Annotated in this window: 13 protein-coding genes and 1 pseudogene; 10 read left to right on the forward strand and 4 right to left on the reverse strand. The window is 72.6% G+C overall.

Going from position 1 to position 16,848, the window contains the following annotated elements; translation table 11 throughout:
• The first annotated feature begins 93 nt into the window (after positions 1–93).
• The 3 genes from AAH979_RS01820 to dapB all read left to right on the forward strand — a co-directional run bounded on the left by AAH979_RS01820 (position 94) and on the right by dapB (position 4,891).
• The gene (locus AAH979_RS01820) at positions 94–2,481 is read left to right on the forward strand and encodes a polyribonucleotide nucleotidyltransferase (protein WP_346255990.1); all 2,388 of its coding nucleotides are present in this window, start codon (positions 94–96) and stop codon (positions 2,479–2,481) included.
• A 172-nt stretch (positions 2,482–2,653) separates the two neighbouring features.
• Positions 2,654–4,009, forward strand: coding sequence for a pitrilysin family protein (locus AAH979_RS01825; protein WP_346256302.1), 1,356 nt, complete (start codon positions 2,654–2,656; stop codon positions 4,007–4,009).
• Between the two features lie 84 nt (positions 4,010–4,093).
• Complete coding sequence (gene dapB, locus AAH979_RS01830; RefSeq protein WP_346256303.1) at positions 4,094–4,891, forward strand: 4-hydroxy-tetrahydrodipicolinate reductase; 798 nt, start codon at positions 4,094–4,096, stop codon at positions 4,889–4,891.
• A gap of 344 nt (positions 4,892–5,235) precedes the next feature.
• Here the strand turns inward: dapB and AAH979_RS01835 are convergent, their stop codons facing one another.
• The gene (locus AAH979_RS01835) at positions 5,236–7,296 is read right to left on the reverse strand and encodes a glycogen debranching N-terminal domain-containing protein (RefSeq protein ID WP_346255991.1); all 2,061 of its coding nucleotides are present in this window, start codon (positions 7,294–7,296) and stop codon (positions 5,236–5,238) included.
• A gap of 156 nt (positions 7,297–7,452) precedes the next feature.
• Between AAH979_RS01835 and AAH979_RS01840 the strand changes: the two genes are divergently transcribed.
• From AAH979_RS01840 to AAH979_RS01855, 4 genes are all read left to right on the forward strand, one after another.
• The gene (locus tag AAH979_RS01840) at positions 7,453–8,538 is read left to right on the forward strand and encodes a substrate-binding domain-containing protein (RefSeq protein ID WP_346255992.1); all 1,086 of its coding nucleotides are present in this window, start codon (positions 7,453–7,455) and stop codon (positions 8,536–8,538) included.
• Between the two features lie 109 nt (positions 8,539–8,647).
• Positions 8,648–9,892, forward strand: coding sequence for an extracellular solute-binding protein (locus AAH979_RS01845; RefSeq protein WP_346255993.1), 1,245 nt, complete (start codon positions 8,648–8,650; stop codon positions 9,890–9,892).
• Between the two features lie 90 nt (positions 9,893–9,982).
• Entirely contained in the window at positions 9,983–11,155 is a 1,173-nt protein-coding gene (locus AAH979_RS01850; protein ID WP_346255994.1) for a sugar ABC transporter permease, read from the forward strand.
• A 2-nt stretch (positions 11,156–11,157) separates the two neighbouring features.
• Positions 11,158–12,078 carry a carbohydrate ABC transporter permease gene (locus AAH979_RS01855; protein ID WP_346255995.1) on the forward strand — a complete coding sequence of 307 codons (921 nt, stop codon included), beginning with the start codon at positions 11,158–11,160 and terminating at the stop codon, positions 12,076–12,078.
• Between the two features lie 3 nt (positions 12,079–12,081).
• Here AAH979_RS01855 and AAH979_RS01860 read toward each other — a convergent pair whose 3' ends face one another.
• Positions 12,082–12,684 carry a GNAT family N-acetyltransferase gene (locus AAH979_RS01860; protein WP_346255996.1) on the reverse strand — a complete coding sequence of 201 codons (603 nt, stop codon included), beginning with the start codon at positions 12,682–12,684 and terminating at the stop codon, positions 12,082–12,084.
• A 35-nt stretch (positions 12,685–12,719) separates the two neighbouring features.
• Between AAH979_RS01860 and AAH979_RS01865 the strand changes: the two genes are divergently transcribed.
• Complete coding sequence (locus AAH979_RS01865) at positions 12,720–14,024, forward strand: glycosyltransferase 87 family protein (RefSeq protein ID WP_346255997.1); 1,305 nt, start codon at positions 12,720–12,722, stop codon at positions 14,022–14,024.
• A 9-nt stretch (positions 14,025–14,033) separates the two neighbouring features.
• Here AAH979_RS01865 and AAH979_RS01870 read toward each other — a convergent pair.
• Positions 14,034–14,474, reverse strand: a pseudogene (locus tag AAH979_RS01870) (GNAT family N-acetyltransferase); the annotation flags it as partial.
• Between the two features lie 80 nt (positions 14,475–14,554).
• On the opposite strand from AAH979_RS01870, the gene AAH979_RS01875 reads away from it, so the two are divergent.
• A complete protein-coding gene (locus tag AAH979_RS01875; protein WP_346255998.1) occupies positions 14,555–15,784 on the forward strand; it encodes a crosslink repair DNA glycosylase YcaQ family protein in 1,230 nt (409 codons plus the stop codon).
• Between the two features lie 103 nt (positions 15,785–15,887).
• Positions 15,888–16,451 (forward strand): DUF2752 domain-containing protein, encoded by a 564-nt coding sequence (locus tag AAH979_RS01880; protein WP_346255999.1) that lies wholly within the window; start codon positions 15,888–15,890, stop codon positions 16,449–16,451.
• Between the two features lie 13 nt (positions 16,452–16,464).
• On the opposite strand, the gene AAH979_RS01885 is transcribed toward AAH979_RS01880, so the two are convergent.
• A complete protein-coding gene (locus AAH979_RS01885) occupies positions 16,465–16,845 on the reverse strand; it encodes a VOC family protein (RefSeq protein ID WP_346256000.1) in 381 nt (126 codons plus the stop codon).
• Positions 16,846–16,848: the final 3 nt, after the last annotated feature.

Consider the following 16,848-nt stretch of genomic DNA (forward strand, 5'->3'; position numbering starts at 1 on the left):
GTCTGGGCAGCTCCTCTGGCCACGGTCTCGCACCGGTGGATGCCGGCGCGGAGGGCAGTCGCGGGCCCCCGATCGAAGGAGTGCTACCGCACCATGACCGAAACGACCAACCCCAACAGCAGCACGCTGGGCACCCAGCACCGCACCGCCGTGATTGACAACGGGTCCTTCGGCACCCGCGAGATCACCTTCTCCACCGGGCGTCTGGCCCGGCAGGCCGCCGGCTCCGTCCTCGCCCAGCTCGGCGAGACCGTGGTCCTCTCCGCGACCACCGCGAGCAAGCACCCGAAGGAGCAGTTCGACTTCTTCCCGCTCACCGTCGACGTCGAGGAGCGGATGTACGCGGCGGGCCGGATCCCCGGCTCGTTCTTCCGGCGCGAGGGGCGGCCCAGCGAGGATGCCATCCTCACCTGCCGGCTGATCGACCGGCCGCTGCGCCCGTCCTTCGTCAAGGGGCTGCGCAACGAGGTCCAGGTCGTCGAGACCGTGCTGGCGCTCGACCCGCAGCACCCGTACGACGTCGTGGCGATCAACGCCGCGTCGCTCTCCACCAAGCTCTCCGGCCTGCCGTTCTCCGGCCCGATCGGGGCGACCCGGATGGCGCACGTCGACGGCCAGTGGGTCGCCTTCCCGACCATCGAGGAGCTGGCCCGGGCCACCTTCGACATGGTGGTCGCCGGTCGCGCCCTGCCGGACGGCGACGTCGCGATCATGATGGTCGAGGCGGAGGCCACCGAGCACACCGTGGCGCTGGTCGCCGGTGGTGCCCCGGCGCCGACCGAGGAGGTCGTGGCGAGCGGTCTGGAGGCCGCCAAGCCGGCCATCCGGGAGCTGTGCCGGGCGCAGAGCGAGCTGGCCGAGGTGGCGGCCAAGCCGGTCGCCGACTTCCCGGTCTTCCTCGACTACACCGACGACGTCTACGAGGCGGTCGCCGGAGTGGCGCGCGGCGAGGTCGCCGAGGCGCTGAAGATCGCCGGCAAGGCGGAGCGCGAAGAGGCGCTGGAGCGGATCAAGGACCGGGTCGTCGAGCAGCTCGCCCCGAGCTACGAGGGCCGGGAAAAGGAACTCAGCGCGGCCTTCCGCTCGCTGAACAAGTCCGAGGTGCGGGCCAGGGTGCTGCGCGACCAGGTCCGGATGGACGGCCGCGGTGTGCGCGACATCCGGCCGCTGACCGCCGAGATCGCGGTGCTGCCCCGGGTGCACGGCTCGGCACTCTTCGAGCGCGGCGAGACGCAGATCCTCGGCGTCACCACGCTGAACATGCTCCGGATGGAGCAGGCGCTGGACACCCTCTCTCCGGAGAAGACCAAGCGCTACATGCACAACTACAACTTCCCGCCGTACTCGACCGGTGAGACCGGCCGGGTCGGTGCGCCGAAGCGGCGCGAGATCGGGCACGGCGCGCTGGCCGAGCGGGCGCTGATCCCGGTGCTGCCCAGTCGCGAGGAGTTCCCGTACGCGATCCGCCAGGTCTCCGAGGCGCTCGGCTCGAACGGCTCCACCTCGATGGGGTCGGTCTGCGCCTCCACCCTGGCGCTGCTCAGCGCCGGTGTGCCGCTGAAGGCCCCGGTGGCCGGCATCGCGATGGGCCTGATCTCCGACGAGGTCGACGGCAAGACGCAGTACGTCACGCTGACCGACATCCTCGGCGCCGAGGACGCCTTCGGCGACATGGACTTCAAGGTCGCCGGCACCAAGGACTTCGTCACCGCGCTCCAGCTCGACACCAAGCTCGACGGCATCCCGTCCGACGTGCTGGCGGCGGCGCTGCAGCAGGCGTACGAGGCGCGGCAGGTCATCCTCGGCGTGATGCAGAACGCCATCGAGGCCCCGGCCACGATGTCCGACTACGCGCCGCGGGTGACCACGGTGAAGATCCCGGTCGACAAGATCGGCATGGTGATCGGGCCGAAGGGCCAGACCATCAACGCCATCCAGGACGAGACCGGTGCCGAGATCTCGATCGAGGACGACGGCACCATCTACGTGGGCGCGACCAACGGCCCGTCGGCCGAGGCCGCGGTCGAGCGGATCAACGCGATCGCGAATCCGACGCTGCCGAAGGTCGGGGACAAGTTCCTCGGCACGGTGGTCAAGACCGCCGCGTTCGGGGCGTTCATCTCGCTGCTGCCCGGCCGGGACGGCCTGCTGCACATCTCGAAGGTGGGCGACGGCAAGCGGGTCGAGCGGGTCGAGGACTTCCTCAACGTCGGCGACAAGGTCGAGGTGCAGATCGCCGACATCGACGCCCGCGGCAAGATCTACCTGGACAAGGTGCGGCCCGAGGGCGAGGAGGCACCGGACCAGGCGGCCGGCGGCGAGCGTCCGGCCGGCCGGGACCGGGGCGACCGTGGCCCGCGGGACCGCAGCGACCGGGACCGGGGCGACCGTGGCCCGAGCCGGGGCGACCGCGAGGGCGGCGAAGGTGGCGGCGAGGGCGGTGGCGGCGAGCCGCGCCGCCGGCGCAACCGGCACAGCTGATCGATCGCGCCGCGCTGGCCATGCCGCACCTGATCGTGCGGCCCGGCCGGCGCGGCGCGCGCGGCACCACCGCACCGGAATCGGGTACGGGTGCCGCACTGTTCCGGGTGCGGCGTCCGCCGCGCCGTCGGCGTACAGGTAGGAGCCAGGTCCCTTGAGTCGGGCGAAACGAGTGTCGGGCGCCGGTGGCGTTCGCGGTGCCTCCGGTCCGGCGGGCCGGGCGGTGACCCGGGTGGTGGACAGCGACCCGCTCGGCGGGACCGTACGCCGCACCGTGCTCCCCAGCGGGCTGCGGGTACTCACCGAGGCGATCCCCACGATGCGGAGCGTCTCGTTCGGCATCTGGGTGGCGGTCGGGTCCCGGGACGAGACCGGGCCGCAGGCCGGCGTCTCGCACTTCCTGGAGCACCTGCTCTTCAAGGGCACCCGCAAGCGCAGCGCGCTGGACATCTCGGCGGCGATCGAGGCGGTGGGCGGCGAGACGAACGCCTTCACCACCAAGGAATACACCTGCTACTACGCGCGGGTACTCGACCAGGACCTGCCGCTGGCCATCGACGTGATGTGCGATCTGGTCGCCGACTCGGTGCTGGCCGCCGCCGACGTGGAGACCGAGCGCGGGGTGATCCTCGAAGAGATCGCCATGCACGACGACGAGCCCGGCGACGAGGTGCACGACCTGCTGGCCAGGGCGGTCTACGGCGACCACCCGCTGGGCCGGCTGATCTCCGGTACCGAGGAGACCATCTCCCCGATGTCCCGGCGGCAGATCCAGAGCTTCTACCGGCGTCGCTACACCGCACCGTCGATCGTGATCGCCGCCGCCGGCAACCTCGAACACACCGAGGTGGTCAAGTTGGTCCGGCAGGCGCTGCACGGCACCGTACTGGACGGCGAGCCGGCCGCACCGGCCCCGCTGCGCCCGGCCGACACCCGGGTACGCACCAGCCGGCCCGGCAGCGTGGTCGAGCACAAGGAGACCGAGCAGGCGCACGTCGTACTCGGCTGTCCCGGCATCGGCCGGCTCGACGACCGGCGGTTCGCGCTCGGGGTACTCAACAACGTGCTGGGCGGCGGCATGTCCAGCCGGCTCTTCCAGGAGATCCGCGAACGGCGTGGCCTGGCCTACTCGGTCTACTCCTACTCCAGCCAGTACGCCGACACCGGCCTCTTCGCGGTCTACGCCGGCTGCGCCCCGGGCAAGGTCGACGAGGTGCTGGAGCTGGTCCGGGCCGAACTGGCCGAGGTCGCCGCGCACGGCGTTACCGACGCCGAGCTGGCCCGGGGCAAGGGCATGGCGAAGGGCTCATACGTGCTCAACCTGGAGGACACCGGTTCCCGGATGAGCCGGCTGGCCAAGGGCGAGCTGCTCTTCGGTGACCTGTTGCCGGTCGACGAGCTGCTGGCCCGGGTCGACGCGGTCAGCGCGGACGAGGTGAACGCGCTCGCGGCCGACCTGCTGGCCCGGCCGATGTCGCTGGCCGTGGTGGGCCCGTTCGGCCCGGACGACTTCCCGGCCGCCGGCTGAGCCGTTCGCCCCGGCCGCTACGCCAGCCGGGGCACCCGGCGGACGTACCTCCCGGGGTGGGATAAGTTGTGCCGCGTGAGTGACGTGCGTGAACCCCGGGCCGGATCGTCCGCCGAGTCGTCGGCCCGGCCGGCGGGAGCGCCGCTGCGGGTCGGTGTGCTGGGCGCCCGTGGCCGGATGGGCGTCGAGGTGTGCCGGGCGGTGGAAGCTGCCGACGACCTCGAACTGGTGGCGATGGTCGACGAGGACGACTCGCTGGGCAGTGCCTCCGACGCGGGCGCCGAGGTGGTGGTCGACTTCACCAACCCGGACGTGGTGATGGAGAACCTGCACTGGTGCATCGAGCAGGGCATCCACGTGGTCGTCGGCACCAGCGGCTTCACCGAGCAGCGGCTCGACCAGGTGCGTGGCTGGCTGGCCGACAGGCCCGGGGTGGGCGTGGTGATCGCACCGAACTTCGGCATCGGGGCGGTGCTGATGATGCAGTTCGCGGCCCGGGCAGCCCGCTACTTCGAGTCGGTGGAGATCATCGAGCAGCACCATCCGAAGAAGCTCGACGCGCCCAGCGGCACCGCCACGCACACCGCACGGTTGATCGCGCAGGCCCGGGCCGAGGCCGGCCTGGGCCCCGTCCCGGACGCCACCAAGGACGAGGTGCCGGGTGCGCGCGGCGCCGACATCGACGGGGTACGCGTGCACGCGGTCCGGGCCGCCGGCCTGGTCGCGCACCAGGAGGTGCTGTTCGGTACCGCCGGTGAGACGCTGACCATCCGGCACGACTCGTACGACCGGGCGTCGTTCATGCCCGGCGTGCTGCTGGCCGTGCGCTCGGTGCCGCAGCGCCCCGGGCTCACCGTCGGCATCGACGCGCTGCTGGCCTGAGGCACGACCGGCGACCGGCCGCCGACGGCTGGCGCCGAGGCGCCCGAGCGGGAGGGGTCTGCCGCGCACGCTGTCGAGCTGGGTGCACAAGCGGGGCACGTCCGGTGAACCCGGGCAGCGACTCGGCCGGCGGGCGCGCGGCGGGGCGGGAGCACAGGCGGGGCAGCTCGACAGTGCTCGTGTGAGGCACTGTGCAGGTGTCGGAGGTGCCGTCCGGGCGGTGTGTGGGCGCAGCCGGTGGGATCGCCGGCATCGCCGGCCGGGTGGGCGCGTGGACGGGGCAGGTCGACAGTTCCGTCGGTACGGTCATCCGGCCAGGCGCACCACCCGTGGCGAGACAGTCCCTAGCGCTGCCGGGGTGTGGGGACCAGCCCGGAGGGCAGGCCGGAGATCGTGCCGTGGCCGGTGCGGTCGACGGTGACGTCGACCGGGGTGCCGGCGATCCGGAGCCGGCGGGCCGTGACCGCGCCGAACGGCGTACCGGTGAGGGGCCGGAGCTGGACCTGGCCGGCGGGCACGTCGGGGTAGAGGCCGACCGCCGCCTGGAGCAGGACCACGGCGGCCGCCGCGCTCCACGCCTGGGGACGGCAGGCGGCCGGGTACGGCAGCGGTCGGGCCAGTGCCGTCCGGTCGTCGCCGCTGAACAGCTCGGGGAGCCGGTAGTCGAACGCCTCCGCCGCGCCGAGCAGGCCGTCGGCGAGCCGGGCCGCCGCCGAGGCGTAGCCGCTCGCGGCCAGCCCGCCGATCGCGATGGCGGTGTCGTGGGCCCAGATCGACCCGCAGTGGTAGGAGAGCGGGCTGAACCCGGCGTCCTTGGTCGACATGGTGCGCAGCCCGTAGCCGCCGGCCAGGGTTTCGTCGGCGAGTAGTTCGGCGACCCGGGCCGACTCGTCGGCGTCGAGCAGACCGGTGCCGAGCAGGTGCCCGAGGTTGCTGGTCAGCGAGTCGACGCGCCGCTTGTCCCGGTCCAGCGCCAGGGCGGGATGGGCGCCGAGTGGCCCGTCCACCCAGAACCTGGCCCGGAACCGGTCGGCGAGCCCGGCCGCGTACGCCCGCCAGCGCTCGCCGCCCTGGCGGTCGAAGGCGTCGAGCAGCGCCGCGCCGTCCAGGGCGGCCCGGTGGGCGTAGCCCTGCACCTCGGCCAGTGCGATGGGGGGCCGGGCGAGGCTGCCGTCGCGGAACCGGATCGAGTCGTGCGAGTCTTTCCAGCCCTGGTTGGCCAGCCCCTGCCCGCTGAGGTCGAGGTATTCCACGAAGCCGTCGCCATCCGGGTCGGCGTGCTCGGCCAGCCAGCGCAGCGCCGCCTCCAGGTGCGGCAGCAGCGGGACGATCTCCTCGTCGGGCAGGCCCCAGCGCCAGGCGTCGTGCAGCAGGCTCACCCAGAGCAGGGTGGCGTCGATGGTGCCGTAGTAGGCGGCGGGCAGCCGCAGGCCGTTGCCGACCGCGACGAACTCGTGCCGGCGCAGCTCATGCATGATCTTGCCGGGCGCCTCGCCGGCCCGTTCGTCGACCCGGGTGCCCTGCCGACGGGCGAGTACCCGCAGCGTGCTGGCGGCCAGCTCGGTGCCGAGCGGCAGCAGCATCCGGGCCGCCCACATGCTGTCCCGGCCAAAAAGGGTGAGGAACCACGGCACCCCGGCGCCGAGGAAGACCTCGTGCGGGCTCTCGGCCTCGGCGAGCCGGAGCGCCCGCAGGTCGTCCAGGGAACGGTCGAGCAGCCGGACCAGCCGGAGGTCGTCCGCCGACACCTCCGGCCGGGACCAGGCGGGCTCGCGGGGCGGGGTGACCACGACCGCCCGGGGGTCGTCCACCGCCAGGCGCCAGCGCAGCACGACCTGGCCGCGCGGCGGCAGCTCGATCGACCAGCGGAGCCGGCCGGTCCCGGGCTCGGCGTCGGCACCCTCGCCGCTGACCGTGACGGTGATCCCCTCGGCGGTCCAGCCGAGCTGGCCGGGCTGACCGGACTTGGCCTCCAGCGGGCTGGTCGGCAGCCCCGACTTGACCGTCTCGACCGGGGCCAGGTCGCAGCCGAGGTCGAGGGTGGCGGTGGCGCGTACCGGGTCGGCGGCGGTGGAGACGATGTGGATCTCCTCGGTGACGCCCCGGGGGACGACCCGGCGGACCCGGTCGACCCGTACCGTCGGGTCGGGGCCCTCGTCGCCGAGCCAGCGGGCCAGCGAGACGAAGCGTGCCCCGTGCGGACCGTCCGGACCGTTGCCGATCGCCTCCAGGTCGCGGCCGTCGAGCCGGAACTCGGCCTGCCGCAGCACCCGGGCGTCGGCGTGGAAGACCCCCTGCACGCCGACAGGTCTGAGTTGTCCGTCCGCGTCGGTCAACACGCTGGTCGGGGCCAGCACGACGCCGACGAGATCGTGTAACAGCGGTTGGAGGTGCCGGTCGGCCACAAGGAACTCCTGATCCGGGGGTGGTACGCGGTGCCTTGACAGATCGTCGTGCGGGGTGCAAAGTGCGAAACATTCCAGCAACTTGAACGATCCAATACTGCCCTACTTCTTTTGGATCGTTCAAGAGGGGCGACGAGGGATTCTATGGCGGAAAAAGTGACGATCGCGACAGTGGCCCGCCGGGCGCGGGTCAGTCGGCAGACCGTCTCCAACGTGTTGAACGCCCCGCACATGGTCCGGGAGGAGACCCGGGAACGGGTGCGGGAGGCGATCAGCGCGCTCGGGTACCGGGCCAACCAGGCGGCCCGGCAGATGCGTACCGGCCGGTCCCGGCTGATCGCGGTCCGGATCGAGCCGACCCGGGACGGGGTCAACGGTTCGGTGCTCGACCGCTTCCTGCACGGGTTGACCGAGGCCGCCGAGGCCGCCGGGTACCGGGTGATGCTCTACACCGCGCCCGACTCCCGGGGCGAGATCGACGCGTACGACAGCCTGCTCGGCGCGTACGACCTGGACGCCTTCGTACTCACCGGCACCGAGTACGACGACGCCCGGACCGCGTGGCTGACCGAGCGGGACGTACCGTTCGTGACCTTCGGCCGGCCCTGGGACGACCCGGCGAAGGCGCGATCGGGCGCGCGTACGGCGGTGCCGTCCCCGCACCCGTGGGTCGACGTCGACGGGGCCGACGGGGTCGCGCAGGCGACCCGTCGACTGCTCGACACCGGCCACCGGCGGGTCGGCTTCGTCGGCTGGCCCGCCGGCTCCGAGGTCGGTGACGACCGGCGGTCCGGCTGGTTCGACACGCTGCGGTCGGCCGGGCTCGACCCGACCGGCCTGGACCGGGCCGCCCCGGACGGGTTCGCCCAGGGCGAGGCGGCGGCCCGGGACCTGCTCGCCGGGGCCGAGCCACCGACCGCGATCGTCTGCGCCAGCGACTCCCTGGCCCTCGGCGCGCTCCAGGCCGTCCGGGGACCGGGCGACTGGGCGGCCGGGTCGGACCAGCGGCCCCGGCTCGCCGTCACCGGCTTCGACGACACACCGGTGGCCCAGGCCATCGGGCTGACCAGCGTCAGCCAGCCGCTGGCCGAGGCCGCGGCCTGCTGCGTGGACCTGCTCGCCGACGTACTCGACGGGGGGCGGCGGGGCGGCGCGGCCGGCTCCCGCCGGTCGGGCCCGGCAGCCGGCGGCCCCGGGCAGGTGCTGCTGCGCCCCTCGCTGGTGGTGCGGCAGAGCGGCTGACCGCCCGCCCGCCGGCCGGCGCCGCGAGCGGACAGCGGCCGGCGGGCAGACCAGAGACCAGGACGTTCCCGACCACCGTGACACCCCGAAATCCCACCAGGAGAGTGAGATGGCACGACGATTCCTTCGCCGGGCGACCGTGGCGGGCATCGCCGCCACGGCGCTGCTGAGCTCGGCCGCCTGCGGCAGCGGCTTCGACGACGGCGCCGAGACCAGCCAGAGCAGCGGGCCGGCGGCGTTGCAGATCCTGATCGGCTCGTCCGGCGAAGCCGAGACGAAGGCGGTGCAGCAGGCCGCCGCGAGCTGGGCCAGCGCCTCCGGGAACACCGCGACGGTCACCCCGGCGCAGGACCTGGTCCAGCAGCTCGGCCAGGCACTCGCCGGTGACACCCCGCCGGACGTCTTCTACGTCGACGCCGGCCGGTTCGCCGACTACGCCAGCGTCGGCGCTCTCGAACCGTACGGGGACAAGCTCGCCGACGCCGGGGACTTCTATCCGAGCCTGCGTACCGCGTTCACCCGGGACGGCAAGCTCTACTGCGCCCCCAAGGACTTCTCCACGCTCGCCCTCCAGGTCAACACCGAGCTGTGGGCCAAGGCAGGTCTGACCGACGCGGACATCCCGACCACCTGGGACCAGTTCACCGCGACCGCCCGCAAGCTCAAGGCGAAGGGCGTCACCCCGCTGGTGATCGGCGACACCCGGGACCGGATCGGCGCCTTCCTGAAGCAGAACGGCGGCTGGATCACCAGCCCGGACGGCAAGCAGGCCACCGCCGACACCCCGGAGAACCTGCAAGCCCTCCAGTACGTCAAGAGCCTGCTCACCGAGGGACTGGCCCGCTATCCGAAGCAGCTCGACGCGGGCTGGGCCGGCGAGGCGTTCGGCAAGGGCTCGGCGGCGATGACGATCGAGGGCAACTGGATCAAGGGTGCGCTGCAGAACGACTTCCCGAACGTGAAGTACACCGTGCACCCGCTGCCGGCCGGGCCGAAGGGCCAGGCCACGCTCTCCTTCACCAACTGCTGGGGGATCGCGGCGAAGAGCAAGTACAAGGAGCAGGCGATCACGTTCGTCGAGGCGATGATCTCGGTGGAGCAGCAGATGGGCTTCGCCAAGGCGTTCGGCGTGATGCCGTCCCGGCAGGCCGCCCGGGACCAGTACACCCAGGCGTTCCCGGCCGACAAGGCGTTCATCGACGGCGCCGAGTACGCCCAGGGCCCGGTGAACGCGCCGAAGATGGACAGCGTGCTGGCCGACTTCGACACCGGCCTGCAGGGGCTGGACCGGGGTGACCCGAAGGCGCTGCTGGAGCGGGTACAGAAGAACACCCAGGCCGCGCTCGGCGGCTGAGCCGGACCGCTGGCCCCGGCCCCGGTCTCCCCCGTACCGGACCGGGGCCAGCCCCACCGCCTTATTCCGCACCGAACCCGAGGAAGGACCATGGCGACCGACGTACTGGCCGGACCGGACGACACGCGGCCGGCCGCGCCCACCCCGGCACCCCGGCGTACCCGACGGCGGGGTGGGATCCGCAGCGGCGAGACGGTCGCCGGGTGGGTCTTCGTCACGCCGGTGGTGGTGATCCTCGGGCTGTTCATGCTGCTGCCGATCCTGATGGCGCTCTGGGTGAGCCTGACCGACTGGAACGGCCAGGGCAGCCCGTTCACCTCCCGGGTGCCGCTGGTCGGGCTGGACAACTACACCGACCTGTTCACCCGGGACGGGCTGGCCCGGCAGAACTTCATGACCTCGATCCGGAACAACCTCTACTACGTCGGGATCGTGGTGCCGGCGCAGACCGCGCTGGCGCTCTTCCTCGCGCTGGTGGTGAACAACCGGATGCTGCGCGGGCGGGGATTCTTCCGGGCCGCGTTCTATTTCCCGTCGGTCACCAGCTCGGTGGCGATCAGCGTGGTCTTCCTCTTCATCTTCGCCAACTCGGGAGCGGTCAACCGGCTGCTGGCGCTCTTCGGCGTCGACGGGCCGCAGTGGTTCGCGGACAGCCGGGGCGTGCTGCACATCCTGCTCGGCGCGGTCGGGGTGGACGAGCCACCGGCGGCGCTGGCCTCGGGCGGACCCTTCGGGCTGCCCTGGTGGGACTGGCTCGCCGGGCCCAGCGTGGCGATGTGCTCGATCATCCTGCTGGTCGTCTGGACCACCTCCGGCACCTTCATGCTGATGTTCCTGGCCGCGTTGCAGCAGGTGCCGGAGGCGCTGGAGGAGGCCGGCAAGCTGGACGGGGCGACCCGCTGGCAGCGGCTGCGTTTCATCACCCTGCCGTCGCTGCGGCCGACCATGTTCCTGGTGCTGGCGCTGGGCGTGATCGGTAGCTGGCAGGTCTTCGACCAGATCTACGTGATGAGCCAGGGCGATCCGGCGAAGACCACCCTGACCCCGGCGTACCTCTCCTACCGGACCGCGTTCCGGGACTTCGAGTACGGCTCCGGGGCGGCGATCTCGTTCCTGCTCTTCCTGATCATCATCCTGCTCACCCTCGGCCAGCGCTGGCTGCTGCGCGAACGCGGCTCCGGTCGACGATCCCGCCGCCGCACCCGCCGGGATGCGGCCGGGACCGGACGTTCGGGTACCGCCGAGACCGGACGGAGGTCCTGACGATGGCCGTACTCACCCAGCCCGGCTCGGGGCCGACGATCCGCCCGCCCCACGACGGCGACCCGCGCCCGGCGAACCGGAGCCGCCGGCCGGGCGGCCACCCGGCGGCCGCCTTCGCCGGGTACGCCGTGCTGGTCTTCTTCGCGCTGGTCTTCCTCTATCCGTTCGTCATCCAGCTCGGCAACGCCTTCAAGACCGAGCCGGACGCGGCGGCGAACCCGCTCTCCCCGGTGCCGTCGGTGCTGGACCTGAGCAGCGTGCAGCGGATCTTCGAGGGGACCGACTTCCCGCTCTGGCTCGGCAACTCCACCCTGGTCACCGTCGTCGTCACGCTCGGCCGGGTCTTCTTCGCCTCGCTGGCCGGCTACGCCCTGGCCCGGCTGCGGTTCACCGGTCGGCGCGCCGTCTTCGCCGTGGTGGTGGCGATGATGGCGGTACCGCCGGTGGTGCTGCTGATCCCGAAGTTCCTGGTGCTCAACCAGCTCGGCCTCTACAACAGCTACTCGGCGCTGATCGTGCCGCTGCTGGTCGACGCGACCGGGGTCTTCGTGATGAAACAGTTCTTCGAGTCGATCCCGGTCAGCGTCGAGGAGGCTGCCCGGATCGACGGGGTCGGGGCGTTCCGGATGTTCTGGTCGGTGGTGCTGCCGATGGCGCGGCCGGCGCTGATCACCGTGACCATCATGTCCTTCCAGGGCTCCTGGAACGAGCTGCCGCACACCCTGGTCGCGGTGCAGGATCCGGGACTGTTCACCCTGCCGCGCGGGCTGGCCGACCTGGTCAGCGGCTCGCTCGGCGAGGGCAACCAGTACCCGCTCAAGCTCGGGGCGGCGCTGCTGGCCACCGTACCGGTGGCGATCATCTTCGTGGTCTTCCAGCGCTACTTCGTGCGCGGCGCCAACGAGGGGGCCGAGAAGGGCTGACGTTCACCCCTGCGCGGGCTCGGCGGCGGCGCCCGGCTCGGGTTCGGCGGCGAGCGAGACGTGCAGCCGGAGCTGCGGCACCAGCAGGTCGTCGACGTCCAGCGCCCGGGCCGCCCCGTCCGGCTCCCAGCCGGCGCCGCCGAGGAACTTCCGGGTCGCGGCGTCACCCTCGAAGGCCCAGGCCACCGCCGTGTCGAAGCCGTCGGTGCGCCACAGGTCGACGCTGGCGGCGAGCAGCCGGCTGCCGTGCCCGCGCCGGCCCCACCTCGGCTCGACCAGCAGGTCCGTCACGGCGACGACACCCGCGCCGAGCGCCTCGGCCGGTTCCTCCGGGGCCAGCGCCTGCTCGTCGGGGGGGCCGGATGCGGCAAATCCCACCAGATACGATTGTTCGGCCTGCTCGACGGCGACCAGGACGCGGTGCCGTTCGGAGGGGGGCGCCTCGACCGCCGCACTCCACCGGCGACCGAGCCATTCCTCGTCCAGGTTGTCGAGCACGTGCTTGGGCAGCATCCTCCGATAGGCGACCCGCCAGGTCGCGAGCTGGATGCGTGCGATCTCGCCGGCGTCTGACGGACGCGCCGGGCGGACGTACCCGAGAGCCATGAGTGGGAAGCCTACGCAGGGCAAGGGGGGCGGCAATGGCGCAGGGTGCCGGTTGGCGTACCCGGTACCAGGTGCTATTCGTGATCGCGTTGGCGGTGCTGGTCACCGGGTTCCTCTCGGTGGCGGCGGTCCGGCACGGCTTCTTCGACCTCCGGGTCTACTACGGGGCGTTGCACCACTGGGTACGCGCCGACGGCGAGATCTACGACTGGCTCAAGCCGGACAGCAAGTACGGCTTCACCTATCCGCCGTTCGCGGCCCTGGTGATGCTGCCGCTGGCGTACCTGAGCTGGCCGGCGGCCATGGTGATCAGCGTCACCCTGACCGTGCTGGCCAGCGCGCTGCTGATCTGGTGGCTGGTCGACCCGATCGCCCGCCGGACGGGCTGGACCCGGTGGTTCACCCTGGCCGTCGCGCTCTGCCTGGCGGCGGCCTTCGAGCCGATGCGCGAGACGGTCAACTTCGGCCAGGTCAACATGCTGCTGCTGTTCCTGGTCGCTGCCGACCTGCTCTGGCTGGTCGCCCCGGTGACCCCGTTCGGGCGCCGGCTGCCGCAGCGCTACCGCCGCTTCGCCGGGGTGGGTATCGGGCTGGCCACCGCGATCAAGCTGACCCCGGGCATCTTCATCGTCTATCTGCTGGTCACCGGGCGCTGGCGGGCGGCGCTGGTGGCCAGCGGCACGGCGGCCGCGGTCACCCTGCTCGCCGCCGGAGTGGCCCCGGACGCGTCCCGGGAGTTCTGGACCACCGCGCTGTGGGACACCGACCGGGTCGGGTCGCTGTCGTTCATCTCGAACCAGTCGTGGCAGGGCGTGGTCGCCCGGCTCGACCCGGACCATCCGAACATGCTGCTCTGGCTGGTGCTGGTGGCGGCGACGGTGGGGGTCTGGATCTGGCGGGCCCGGGCCGCGGCGGCGGTCGGCGACGAGGCGGCCGGGCTGGCGCTGACCGGTGTGGTGCAGAGCCTGGTCAGCCCGGTCACCTGGGTGCACCACCTGGTCTGGCTGATCCCCGCGCTGATCCTGCTGGTCGACAACGCGTACGCCGCCCCGGCCGGCAGCGGGCGGCGGCGCTGGCTGCTGCGGTTCGCGGTCTTCGCGTACCTGGTGCTGATCAGTCGGCTGGTCTGGATCTGGGAACGCCGCTTCGACGGCCTGCTCGGCTTCCTGGGCAGCAACTTCTATGTCTGGATCAGCGTCGCACTGCTGTTCGCGCTACCGGTCCGGGGACCGGGCCAGCTCGCCGAGTCGGGCGGCGTAGCGGAGTTCGACCAGCCCAAGCGGCGGCCGTCCCCCCGACCGTTGCAGTTCGTAGCTCGACCGCTCACCATCGGCGACTAACCCGGCCCGTTCGTAGAACCGGCGGGCCCGCCGGTTGTCGGCGAGCACCCAGAGCCGCAGCTCGGTCCAGTCGAGCGCGGTCAGCTCGGCGACCGAGGCGGCCAGCAGTTCCCGGCCCACTCCGGCGCCCCAGTGCCCGGGCCGGACGTAGAGGCCGAGGATCTCCGCGTACCGGTGGTCGAGGCGGTCCGGGTCCTGGTCGATCCGGTACGGCCCGGCGGTGCAGAAGCCGAGCACCGCCTCGTCGTCGCTCCGGGCCACCAGGGTCCGGAACGGGTGGTCGGGCTCGGCGGTGCCGAGGTCACGGCGGCGCTGCGCCCAGGCGGCGACGTTCAGCCGGGCCAGTACCTCGGCCGGCATGATCTCGGCGTACCCCGTCTGCCAACTCCGGACGTGCACCTCGGCGATGGCCAGGGCGTCGCCGGGGGCCTCGGGGCTGACGGCTAACATCAGGATTGTTTTATCCCGTTTTGCGGGTCAGGTCCAGGCCCAGCGCGTCGTGTCGGACCCGTCGACTAGGGTCCGGGGCGATGGCCGTACCCGAATCGTTGTCGCTGCCGCAGGCCCGGCGGATCGCGCTGGCCGCTCAGGGCTTCGCCGATCCCGCGCCCGGAGCCGTGCCGACCCGTCGGCATCTGCGCCGGGTGCTCGACCGGCTCGGCCTGCTCCAGATGGACTCGGTCAACGTCCTGCAACGGGCGCACTACCTCCCGCTCTACAGCCGGCTCGGGCCCTATCCGGCCGAGCTGCTCGACCGGGCCGCCTACCGGCGTCCCCGGGACGTCTTCGAATACTGGGGGCACGAGGCGTCGCTGGTCCGGGTCGACCTGCAACCGGCGCTGCGCTGGCGGATGGCCGCCGCGCACACCGACGCCTGGGGCGGGATGCGCCGGATCGCCGTCGAGCAGCCGGAGCTGGTCGCCCGGGTCCTCGACGAGGTACGCGCCAGCGGCCCGATGACCGCCGCCGAGATCGAGCACGACGCGCCCCGGGAGACCGGCAACTGGGGCTGGAACTGGTCGGCGGTGAAGCGTGCCTGTGAATTCCTCTTCTGGGCCGGTGAGCTGACCGCCGCCGCCCGGAACAGCTCCTTCGCCCGGGTCTACGACGTACCGGAGCGGGTGCTGCCGCCGGAGGTGCTGGCCGCGCCGACCCCGGAGCCGGCGGAGGCCCACCGCAAGCTGGTCGAGATCGCCGCCCGGGCGCTCGGGGTGGCGGCCGAGCCGGAGCTGCGGGACTACTTCCGGCTGCCGGTCGCCGCCGCCCGCACCGCCCTCGCCGAGCTGGTCGAGGCGGGCGTGCTGCGGCCGGTCACGGTGCAGGGCTGGCGGCTGCCCGGCTATCTGCACCGGGACGCCCGCCTGCCCCGGTGGATCCGGGCCAGCACCCTGGTCAGCCCCTTCGACCCGCTGATCTGGGAACGGTCCCGCACCGAGCGCCTCTTTGGGTTCAGCTACCGGATCGAGATCTACGTGCCCGCACCCCAACGGGTGTACGGCTACTACGTCCTGCCGTTCCTGCTCGGCGACCGGTTCGTCGCCCGGGTCGACCTGAAGGCCGACCGCAAGGCGGGGACGCTGCTGGTGCCGGCGGCCTGGGCCGAGCCCGGCATCGATCCGGTCGAGACCGCCCGGGCCCTCGCCGCCGAGCTGCACCGGCTGGCCGGCTGGCTCGGCCTGGGCGCGGTGGCGGCCCCGGTCGGCGGAGACCTCGCCGGGCCCCTCGCCGCCGCCCTCGCCAGCATGCTCGCGGTACGGTGAGACGAGCCGGCCGGCGTCCGCTGGGCCGGCGGGCGGCGCGTCGCGAGCGGTGGCGAGCGATGCCGACGCTGTGGCGGACGCGATCGGCGACGGGTAGGGCGGAATGACGAGCGTTGACGAGACCCGGTCCGGCGAAGCCGGGACGGCACCTGACGCCGGCTGGCCGAGCGGGGCGGCGGCCTATCCGGATTATCCGGTGCCCCCCTACCAGGCTCCCGAGCCCGACCGGCTCACCCGGTTCGTCAACCGGATCCAGGCGCGGGCGCCCCGCTGGCTCGCCCCGGTGGCGGCGCTCGGCTGCCTGGCCGGCGCGGTCGGCTACACCCTCTTCGCCGATCCGACCCGGAGCGCACCCGATGCGGCGCCGTCCTGCATCCTCAAACTCACCACCGGGCTGGACTGCCCGGGCTGCGGCGGCACCCGCGCGTTCTGGTACGTCCTACACGGAGACCTGCCGGCGGCGGCCCGGCACCACCTGCTCTTCGTCTTCGCCCTACCCTTCCTGCTCTACCTCTACGTGGCCTGGGCCGGGCGGCAGATCTTCGGCTGGAAGCTGCCGCAGTTGGAGATCACTCCGAAGACGATCGGCATCTTCCTCGCCGCCTGGGGGGTCTTCTCGGTGCTGCGCAACCTGCCCTGGGCGCCCTTCGACGCCTTCTACGTCTGACGGGACCGGACGGCTACGTCTGCCGGGCCGGGCTCGGGGAGCCAATCCGGTGCAGCGTGCCGTCCGGGTCGACGAAGGCGAATTCGCGCAGGCCGTACGGGGTGTCCCGTACCTCGCCCAGCCGACCCTCGACACCTGACCGGGCCCAGTCGGCGTGCAGTGTGTCGGCGTCCGACACGTAGAGGTAGACGGTTGCCGCCGTCCGGGCGGGGTCGTGCTCTGCCCACTCCGTGAGGTGCAGGGATACCGGCCCGCGCTCGACGAAGCCGTAGCGCTCACCGCCGTCGTACGGACGAACGGTGAAGCCGAGCCGTTGATAGCGGTCGAGCGCGGCGTCCAGGTCCCGCACGGGCACCACCGGGGCGACGCTGTCGAACGTGACTTCCTGGGCCATCCG

The sequence above is a fragment of the Plantactinospora sp. ZYX-F-223 genome (genome assembly GCF_039649625.1).
Taxonomy (GTDB): Bacteria; Actinomycetota; Actinomycetes; order Mycobacteriales; family Micromonosporaceae; genus Plantactinospora.

Coding starts and splice junctions, on each gene's coding strand:
- AAH979_RS01820 (WP_346255990.1), top strand. CDS start 94: ATGACCGAAACGACCAACCCCAACAGCAGCACGCTGGGCACCCAGCAC.
- AAH979_RS01845 (WP_346255993.1), top strand. CDS start 8,648: ATGGCACGACGATTCCTTCGCCGGGCGACCGTGGCGGGCATCGCCGCC.
- AAH979_RS01850 (WP_346255994.1), top strand. CDS start 9,983: ATGGCGACCGACGTACTGGCCGGACCGGACGACACGCGGCCGGCCGCG.
- AAH979_RS01855 (WP_346255995.1), top strand. CDS start 11,158: ATGGCCGTACTCACCCAGCCCGGCTCGGGGCCGACGATCCGCCCGCCC.
- AAH979_RS01860 (WP_346255996.1), bottom strand. CDS start 12,684: ATGGCTCTCGGGTACGTCCGCCCGGCGCGTCCGTCAGACGCCGGCGAG.
- AAH979_RS01865 (WP_346255997.1), top strand. CDS start 12,720: ATGGCGCAGGGTGCCGGTTGGCGTACCCGGTACCAGGTGCTATTCGTG.
- AAH979_RS01875 (WP_346255998.1), top strand. CDS start 14,555: ATGGCCGTACCCGAATCGTTGTCGCTGCCGCAGGCCCGGCGGATCGCG.
- AAH979_RS01880 (WP_346255999.1), top strand. CDS start 15,888: ATGACGAGCGTTGACGAGACCCGGTCCGGCGAAGCCGGGACGGCACCT.
- AAH979_RS01885 (WP_346256000.1), bottom strand. CDS start 16,845: ATGGCCCAGGAAGTCACGTTCGACAGCGTCGCCCCGGTGGTGCCCGTG.